Source organism: Vibrio sp. (genome assembly GCF_050299255.1).
Classification (GTDB): domain Bacteria; phylum Pseudomonadota; class Gammaproteobacteria; order Enterobacterales; family Vibrionaceae; genus Vibrio.
In genome coordinates, this window is the sequence record NZ_JBNKVP010000105.1 from 1 (window position 1) to 8,749 (window position 8,749).

The 8,749-nt window shown below is 53.7% G+C and carries 9 protein-coding genes and 1 pseudogene; 3 read left to right on the top strand and 7 right to left on the bottom strand.

Translation table 11 applies throughout. The annotated features are described in order from the left end of the window. Positions 1–19: 19 nt before the first annotated feature. The 6 genes and pseudogenes from ACQY6F_RS17270 to ACQY6F_RS17295 all read right to left on the bottom strand — a co-directional run bounded on the left by ACQY6F_RS17270 (position 20) and on the right by ACQY6F_RS17295 (position 5,228). Positions 20–679: an HAD family hydrolase gene (locus ACQY6F_RS17270; RefSeq protein ID WP_428776205.1), complete on the bottom strand. Its 660-nt coding sequence runs from the start codon at positions 677–679 to the stop codon at positions 20–22. A gap of 1 nt (position 680) precedes the next feature. Then, positions 681–1,700 carry an ABC transporter ATP-binding protein gene (locus ACQY6F_RS17275; protein ID WP_428776207.1) on the bottom strand — a complete coding sequence of 340 codons (1,020 nt, stop codon included), beginning with the start codon at positions 1,698–1,700 and terminating at the stop codon, positions 681–683. Beyond that, on the bottom strand, positions 1,697–2,488 hold the full coding sequence (locus ACQY6F_RS17280; RefSeq protein ID WP_428776208.1) for an ABC transporter permease: 792 nt from the start codon (positions 2,486–2,488) through the stop codon (positions 1,697–1,699). Before ACQY6F_RS17280 ends, ACQY6F_RS17275 begins: the two co-directional genes overlap by 4 nt. Continuing rightward, positions 2,475–3,287: pseudogene (locus tag ACQY6F_RS17285) on the bottom strand (ABC transporter permease); the annotation flags it as partial. The gene ACQY6F_RS17280 and the pseudogene ACQY6F_RS17285, both read right to left, overlap by 14 nt. 71 nt (positions 3,288–3,358) lie before the next feature. Further along, positions 3,359–4,165, bottom strand: coding sequence for an alkaline phosphatase family protein (locus tag ACQY6F_RS17290; RefSeq protein WP_428776209.1), 807 nt, complete (start codon positions 4,163–4,165; stop codon positions 3,359–3,361). Between the two features lie 10 nt (positions 4,166–4,175). Continuing rightward, positions 4,176–5,228 (bottom strand): ABC transporter substrate-binding protein, encoded by a 1,053-nt coding sequence (locus tag ACQY6F_RS17295; protein WP_428776211.1) that lies wholly within the window; start codon positions 5,226–5,228, stop codon positions 4,176–4,178. Positions 5,229–5,450: 222 nt separating this feature from the next. Between ACQY6F_RS17295 and ACQY6F_RS17300 the strand changes: the two genes are divergently transcribed. Both ACQY6F_RS17300 and ACQY6F_RS17305 read left to right on the top strand, forming a co-directional pair. Then, positions 5,451–6,167 carry a UTRA domain-containing protein gene (locus tag ACQY6F_RS17300; protein WP_428776213.1) on the top strand — a complete coding sequence of 239 codons (717 nt, stop codon included), beginning with the start codon at positions 5,451–5,453 and terminating at the stop codon, positions 6,165–6,167. A 69-nt stretch (positions 6,168–6,236) separates the two neighbouring features. Then, entirely contained in the window at positions 6,237–7,205 is a 969-nt protein-coding gene (locus ACQY6F_RS17305; protein ID WP_428776214.1) for an endonuclease/exonuclease/phosphatase family protein, read from the top strand. Here the strand turns inward: ACQY6F_RS17305 and ACQY6F_RS17310 are convergent, their stop codons facing one another. Next, on the bottom strand, positions 7,206–7,853 hold the full coding sequence (locus ACQY6F_RS17310) for an HAD family hydrolase (RefSeq protein ID WP_428776216.1): 648 nt from the start codon (positions 7,851–7,853) through the stop codon (positions 7,206–7,208). Positions 7,854–7,999: 146 nt separating this feature from the next. Between ACQY6F_RS17310 and ACQY6F_RS17315 the strand changes: the two genes are divergently transcribed. Next, positions 8,000–8,749, top strand: a 750-nt coding sequence (locus ACQY6F_RS17315; RefSeq protein ID WP_428776217.1) for an NAD(P)-dependent oxidoreductase, incomplete at its 3' end; no start/stop codon positions are given.

The following is an 8,749-nucleotide window of genomic DNA, read 5'->3' on the forward strand; positions in this document are numbered from 1 at the left end:
AATTTAGTCGTGGTCTGATTCAGCCCCAGTGCAGTTGCTGCCATCCGGGTTGATTCGCGTATTTGGCCAACTGTGGACACGGATTAACCAGGTAAGCGTAATCGGCATGCAGGCAGAGTGGTAAGTCGTTGATGGAGTCAGTATAAAAATGCAGTTCATCGAAGCGGTTATTCTGCTCGGCCAGCCATTGCCTAAGGCGGGCGACTTTGCCTTCACGATAGCTGGGAATTCCGGTTATCTGTTCGGTGTAACAGCCATCCACAACCTGTAAATCGATTCCCAGCGCCTGCTCGATACCCAGCCTGGCGGCCACCGCATGCACCAGAAAACTGACCGACGCTGAAATCACCAGTAGCTCCTGCTGTTGTGCCAGCAGGGAGTTGACCAGCTGCTTCGCCTGGGGAAACTGGCGCGGCAGAATATAGTGCTCCACGCACTGGTCGACCCAATTAGCCACCTGCTGGCATGGAATGCCCGCTAACGGTGACATGGCAAACGCCAGGTATTCCTCCATCGCCATGTCTCCCTGAGCATACAGCTGCATCAGGTGCTGGTCTTGACGCATAAAATCCGGGTCTTGGACAATGCCCTGATCAACCAGGAACTGATTCCACAGGCTGGCGCAATCAGCATTGATCAGGGTTTCATCCATATCGAATATATACAGTGGTTTGGACATATTACGCTCTCACAGGTTGGATTTCGTTCAAGTTAAACAGTAGCTCCAGCTTCGCGCCAGGGGCCAGCAGACGTTCGGAAGAGCGGTTTAGCAGGTCCACTACCAGCGGACAGTCGTTGACCACTACCTGATAGCGAATCACATTGCCTAACAACTGGTGGTGACGAATGGTCGCCATCTGGGGCGCAGAAACATGCTCACCATAGTCACGGCCAGGCTCTCTAACGTAAATCGACTCAGGCCGCACCGCGACCTGGCAGTCGAACGGGTGCTGGAACAGCTGCCGGGCGGTCGCCGCATCAATGAGATTATAATGGCCCATAAAACTGGCGACAAACTGGTTGGCGGGTTGCGTATAGATGCTCTCCGGCGAACCCTGCTGAACGATTTGTCCCTGATTCATCAGAAAAATCCGGTCAGACATGATCATCGCTTCTTCCTGATCATGGGTAACGAAAATAGTAGTCAGATCCATCTCCTGCTGAATATCGCGGATCTGCTGGCGAAGGTGTTTGCGGATTTTGGCATCCAGGGCCGACAAGGGCTCATCCAACAGCAGGATACGCGGTTTGACCACCAATGCTCGCGCCAGAGCGACCCGATGACGCTGACCGCCGGACAGTTGCTGCGGGTAACAGTGCTGCTTACCCCGTAAATCGACCAGCTCGATCGCTTTGGCGACTTCGCTGTCTATCTGTGCCTTAGCTAACCGCTGCATCTTCAGGCCAAAGGCGATGTTGTCGGAGACCGTCATATTGGGGAACAGGGCGTAAGACTGAAACACCATGCCAATTCCCCGCTGCTGAGGCGGTTGATGGCTGATTTCTTTGCCATCGACCCAGATTTCACCCTGGTCGACCGGGTTTAGTCCGGCCAGGCTGCGCAGCAGGGTCGACTTGCCGCAGCCACTGGGACCCAGCAGGGTAACAAATTCGCCCTTGTCGATATTGAAATTAATCTGTTCAAAGGCGCTCTGGTCGCCGAAACGTTTAGTCAGATGTTTTACAGTGACATAACTCATGATTTGGAACCCAATTTGCCGGCCAACCAGGTCAGCAGAAAAATAAACGAAAAGTAAGTCATCACCAGGGCTGAGGTGAAATGGCCGCTGGTTTGACGCATGTTGTACAGGTAGATTTGCAGGGTTTCGAAACGGGTACCAACCAGAATGTTGGCAAACACAAATTCACCCAGCAGAAATGAGAACGACAGGAACAGGGCTGACATCAGACCTTTATTCAAATTGGGCAGTACCACTAGTCGGAATGCCTGACCGGTACTGGCCCCGAGCAAGTGCGCCGCGTCCATTAGATTGCGCAGCTCAATCGCGCTGAAGCTATTGGCCAGCGCGCGATACATAAACGGCAACGCGATGGTGAAATAGGTGCCGATCAAGATCCAGGGCGTACCGATCAGCGGAATAGTGCTATCCGCATACAGTTGTAACAGGCCGACCGACGACACCACCGGAGGTACCGCAAAGGGCAGTAAGATCAGCAGGTTCATCCAGCGGTCCAGCTTAGGAAAGTAATAGAACACCACGAACACCGCTGGCAGAATGACCGCCACACTCAGCAGCAGGGCACCGCCACAAACCAGCAGTGAACGGCCAAAGGCAGCCAGAAATCTCGGGTCTGTCAGTAGCTCACGATACCAGTTGAGAGTAAAGCCGTCCGGCAGCACAGTTGCCCCCCAGCGCGAAGAGAATGAATAGAGCAAGGTCGCCGCCAGCGGCAACAACAGCAGCGCCACGATCAGATACACCACGGTTTTGTCATACAGACTGCCGGTGCGGTTAGTGTTTACCATGATAACTCCTGGCAATCAGCCACTGGTTGATTGCGGTTATGGTGGCCAGAATGATCATCAGCAGTACAGAGATGGCCGCCGCCAGATTAGGTTCAAGGAACAGATCGCCGGACACCAGGCTGGCAATGCGAATCGTCACCAGGTTGTAGTTACCGGAAGTCAGTGCATAAACGCTGGCGTACGCGCCGATCGCATTGGCGAGCAGGATAATGAAAGTGCCCAGCAGGGCCGGAAACAGCACCGGCAGGCCGATTCGCCACCAGTACTGACGGGCACTGGCGCCCAGTAGTGCTGCAGCGGCTTGCCAGTCATCCCGCAGCGCGTCAAAAGCCGGGTAGAGCAACAGTGCTGCCAGCGGGATCTGGAAATATGTGTAGATCACCAGCAGGCCCCACTTGCCATAGAGATTGAAGTCGTCAATCACACCGTACTGGCGCAGCAGCAGGGTAACGGCGCCGTTGGTGCCGAGTACGATAATAAACGCGAACGCCAGCGGCACACCGGCAAAATTGCTGCTCATATTGGTAAAGGCGATCACCGCATTACGCAGGCGGGAATCGACCCGGCGCAGCGAAGAGACCAGCAGCGTGGCGATCGCCAGTCCCTCCAGGCTGGAGAACAGCGCCAGCCACAAACTGTTGCCAAACGCCTGACGCATAAACGGCGAGCCGAGCACTTCCAGATAATGCTCCAGTGATAGCTGTTGCTCATATTGAAAACTGTTCACCAGCACCCAAAGCATAGGGGCGAGCTGAAAGCTGTAAAAAATCAGTGCAAATGGCAGCAACCAGAGCGCCGGAGCCAGAGTGGCCAGTTTCTCCAGCGGTTGGCTGAACTGGCGGCGAGCGCGCAGGGCAGACAGGGATAGGTTCATAACAGTAACAGCTCCGGCTGGTAAGGTTTGTCGTGATCCAGCCCCAACAGTTGGCACACGCTGCCACACAGTTCAGTTTGGGCAATTTCGCAAGGCTGGTGGCGGAAGCGGTCACCGATGACAAACAGGGGAACCTGACGTTCTTCGGCCAGAATGCCGCCGTGGGAGCAGTCCTGGTTCATGCCGTGGTCACTGGTGATCATCACCTGGTAACCGTCGGTCAGCCAGTTGTCGATATATTCACCTAATAAACTATCAACGTTACGGGCGCTGTTGCGGTACTGAGCCGAATCCAGGCCATACTGGTGGCCGGCGTCGTCGATATTCATCGGATGGATCAGCAGAAAATCAGGCTGGAGACGCTGGCGCAAGTGCTCGGCGTCCAGCAAGACCGCTTCATCGGGATAGCTGTCCCAGTGGTAAAAACAGCCGTGCTGAATATTGAGCTGAGAATCCTCGGTAAACCGGTCGCGGACCGCCTGATATGGGGCACGGTTGTACAACTCGCTGACCCAGTGATAAGCCGCGGCAGCGGTCACTTTATTCTGCCGTCTCGCCAGGCTGAAGACAGACTCATGATGGGACAGGCGCACGATCTGGTTATTAACGATACCGCTGTCTACCGGCCTGACGCCGGTCAGGATACATTCATATAAAGGACGGGAAATCGAAGGCAGTTCGCATTCGATCTGATAAAGCGTTGCTCTTTGCTGCTCAAGCAGACCATTAAGGTAGCCCATACACTGGCGGGCTACCTGGTAGTTGAGACCATCGAGAACAACAAGGATAACCTTACTGCTCATGGTTGCCTCGTTACTGTTGATGGATCAATACACTTTGCTGCCACTGACGCGGCAGTTTGCGGGCAGATTTTTCCCAGGCGGTGAAGTCGCTGACCGGGTGAACGTTCTGATACTGTTCATTGGCCAGCAGCTTGTTTTGTACCGCAACCGGCAGGGTGATATCGGAGCGGATAGGGCGAGCATAGCCTTGTGCCAGGTTGATCTGGCCCTGTTCGCTGAAAATGTATTCCCGTGCCAGTTTGGCCGCGTTGGGATTCTTGGCGTGTTTGTTGATGATGGTGGTGTAGCCAGAAATTACCGAGCCATCCTGAGGGATGGTAACCGTAAAGCGTTCACGATCGATCTGGTCGCGGTAGTTTAGGGCGTTAAAGTCCCACATGATGGCAACTTCAACTTCACCTTTTTCCAGGTTGGCCATGTTCGGGTCGGTAAACGACAAACGATTCTGTTTGGCCAGTTTGGCAAAGAAGTCCAGTGCCGGTTGCAGGTCAGACTCGTCGCCGCCATTGGCAAACGCCGCCGCCAGCACCGCATTGTTGGCCTGAGCCGCCACACCGACATCGCCGACGGTCACTTTATAGTTGCCTTGCAGCAGATCCTGCCAGCTTGTTGGCGCTTTTTTCACCAGGTTGTTGTTGGTGATAAAGGCGATAGTACCGGTGTAAGCCAGCGCCCAGTGGCCATCTTTATCTTTGGCCCAGTCTGGAATCTGCGCCCAACTGGTAGGTTTATACGGCTGAGTGACGCCCTTTTTAACCGCCACGCGGGCAAAGGCAAAGCCGACATCGCCGATATCCGCCGTCGCGTTGTTTTTCTCCGCGGCAAATTTGGCGATCTCTTGGGCCGAGCTCATGTCGGTGTCCTGATGCTGTAAACCGTAATTGGCCTGCAGGTCTACCCAGGTATCACGCCAGTTTGCCCAGCTGTCAGGCATGCCCACGCTGTATACCTGGCCCTCTTTTTTGGCCGCAGCAATCAGTGATTCCAGGTCGTTCTGTTGTGCCAGGACATTTGCCGACAGAGTTGCGGCAGCCAGCGTGGCACTGATAAGCATTGTTTTCATTGTCTCAATCCTTCTGGACTAGGTCAGTAAGTTCGAAAGCTATGCTAAGAGGCCTGTATGACGCTTTGGCTGGATTTTATTGACAGTTTTGCGGCAGTTGTATTGCAGATCTGTGTCATTGGTGGAAAAACTAATCAGCTGTTAGCATTGCCGGCTAATGTCATGATTCTGTTATATACGGCAGTTAGGCTGAGGCAAATTTTTTACTGGACTAGATCAGGGATGAATAAACCCAGAGTCACCCAACTGGCAACCATTAAAACCAGCCTGCGCGAACAGATCCACAGCGGGATCCTTTCTCAAGGAAAAAAACTGCCCTCAGAGCGAGCCCTGAGTGAGCTGTTTAACACCACCAGAATCACCTTAAAAGATGCGCTGATTTCTTTGGAAACAGAAGGGCTTATCTATCGCGAAGAGCGGCGGGGCTGGTACGTATCGCCGCCGAGAATTCGTTATAATCCGCTTTCACGCTGCCATTTTGATCAAATGATATGTGAGCAAGATCGCATATCAGCGACTACACTGATCTCTGTGCGAAGCGAAATGGCGGCAGGCGAACACGCAGAGACGTTAGCCGTAAACCGGATCACCCCGGTGCATGTCATTGAGCGACTACGATATATTGATGGGCGGGCAGTGTTACTGGTTGAAAACTGTCTGAAAGCGGAACTATTCCCGGGCATTCTCGAGTTCGATCTCACCTCCTCTCTTACGGGCCTCTTTCGCGACCAATACGGTTACATTACCCAAAGTGCCAGCTTTGACGTTATCCCTACCGCGGCACCCGCTCACGTAGCCAAAGCACTCAACCTCGCTGAAGGTCAGCCTGTACTGAAGATCCGTCGTGTAAACTACAAACAAGACGGCGAACTCATGGACTGCGAAATTGAATACTGGCGACCGGATGCGGTGATGATTTGCATAAACAGCGTCGGCTAATCAGGCCGGATCGTAATATTCCACAAACGGATACGATTCAAAGATTAACCAACACAAGGAAGAGTGACTGTGCGCTGGATTATCTGGGCAGCAGTTGCGCTGCCAGCATTTTTCTGGGGGGCGTTGCACTTGATGCATCGCCAGTGGTGGGCCGAGAACCTATCCGCCATGCCGGGCGTATTTTTCGGTTATTTTGCGTTGATGGCTCTGTTGCTATTTCTGTTTCAACATTGGCTGCAAGCTGTTGTCAGTAGTCTGGCGGCGGTGATTCTGTGGGTGCTGTTACCTCCGGCACATAACCAGGTGTTAGCGGATTGCCACAGCCCGGTATCCGTTGCCCAAATCAGTGAGCTTAGCTCATCGCGGGAATTAAGCTCGGTCATCGGCACACTGGCAGACAACCAGGTTGATCTGCTGGTACTGCAATCGGTGCCGGCACAACAACCACACTGGCAAGAATTGGATCGGCAATATCCCTACCGATATCATGTCGCCGATTTGACATCGCTGGAGATCAGGCCAGCCAGTTTCCATCCTACGGGACCACAAAAATCCGCCACCGAGCAGGTATTGCTCAGTCGGGTACCGTTATCCCGGGTCACCGTACAGCGATTACCTAGTGGCATGACCATCATTCAGGGGGTTTGGCATCCGTTTCCTCAGGAGCCGATTTCATTTGTGGTGGCCAATCCGCCGTTTCCCGATTCGGAACGAGAATGGCGTAAGCGCAATGCCGCCCTGTTGGCGGTGCAGCGATTGGTGGCACACAGCAACCAGAATGAAATGATGATAGTAGGCGATTTTAATCTGGCTTCCACCAGCCTGCTGTTTATCAATCTGTTTGCCGGTTTTGAAACCGCGCCGGTCAGCAGCTGGCCGAATTGGTGGCCGGACAACCAGACTCCGTCATTCGCAATGCTGAGTCTGGATCACTTCTGGTTGAAAGCGCTGACATCGGGCCGCCGGATCTGTTCACGATCCAGTTACCCGGTCACCGGTGGTGAACACAATCTGGTGTTGACCCGTATCGGCTACTGATTACTGCCGCTGCAGGCTGTGCAGGGCTGCGGACATATCGGCGTGGATGGCGTGGCCAAAAGCCAGCACTTCCTGGCAGGGTTCGACCAAATCCGGGATCTGCAAGGTGATCATATTGGCGGCCACCGCGGCTTTCACGCCGTTATTGGAATCCTCAAAGGCGAGACAGCTATGGGCTTCGACACCGAGACGCTGGGCCGCTAACAGGTAAATCTCCGGGTCAGGTTTGCCCTGGCTCACTTCGCAGCCAGTGGTGATGTTGCTGAAATAGCCATCCAGGCCAGCCAGGCGCAGTTTCACTTCCGCGACCGGTTTGGCCGTAGAAGTGGCGACCGCCAGGGGAATATTCTGCTCGCTTAGCCAGTCCAGCATATCCACTACGCCCGTTTTTACCGGTATCGCCTGGTGCATGACCACGGCTTCGTAACGACTGCGCCACTCTTGATGGATGATGTTTAGGTTATCACCATAAGTGGCGCGCAGAACCTGATCGATACCCGCGGCATTGCGGCCGATGATTTGCAGGTAGGTCTCTTTGAAAAAAGGCTGGCTAACGGCTTCACAGGCTTGCTGAAAAACCTGCATACATACGCGTTCGGTATCGAGCAACAGGCCATCCATATCGAATATCGCGGCTTGAAATTTCATGGTAAACAGTCGTGGCAGTAAAAGCGGTATTGTGACATATCTCCAACTTTTACCCAAATAAAGAATGCAACTTCCCCACCGGCAGGAGCGGCAAAGAGTTTTGCTGGCGTGGCTATGAGCCAACAGGTAATGTATTCCATCAGTCAGTGGAAGGAGAACATAAAGTGAGCACATTAAAAGTTGCCTTTGTTGGTTTAGGCGTGATGGGGTACCCGATGGCCGGGTATCTGCAAAAAGCGGGACACGAGACCAAAGTGTATAACCGCACCAAAGCTAAAGCTGACCAGTGGGCTCAGCAGTATCAGGGGATTGCGTGCGATACTCCTAAGCAGGCGGCTGAAGAGTGTGACATCGTATTTGTCTGTGTGGGTAACGACGATGACGTTCGCAGCGTGGTGTACGGTGAAGAGGGTATTCTGGTTGGCTTGAAACCGGGGGCCATTTTAGTGGACCACACCACGACTTCAGCCGATTTGGCGGTCGAGTTAGCGGATGCGTGCCGCAAAGTTGGCAACGAGTTTATCGATGCCCCGGTATCGGGTGGTCAGGCGGGTGCCGAAAATGGCGTACTCACCATTATGTGCGGTGGCGAACCAGAGATTTTTGCCAAAGTTGAGCCGGTAATGACGGCATACGCTAAGCGTGTAGCGCTACTGGGTGAAAACGGTCAGGGTCAGCGCTGTAAAATGGTCAACCAGATCTGCATCGGCGGCGTACTGCAGGGATTGAGTGAAGCCATCCTGCTGGCAGAGAAATCCGGCCTGGATATTGCCCAGGTGGTCGATGTGCTTAAACATGGTGCAGCAGGCTCGTGGCAGATGGAAAACCGTGCCGAAACCATGGCTCAGGATAAGTTTGACTTTGGTTTTGCCATCGACTGGATGCGGAAAGATTTA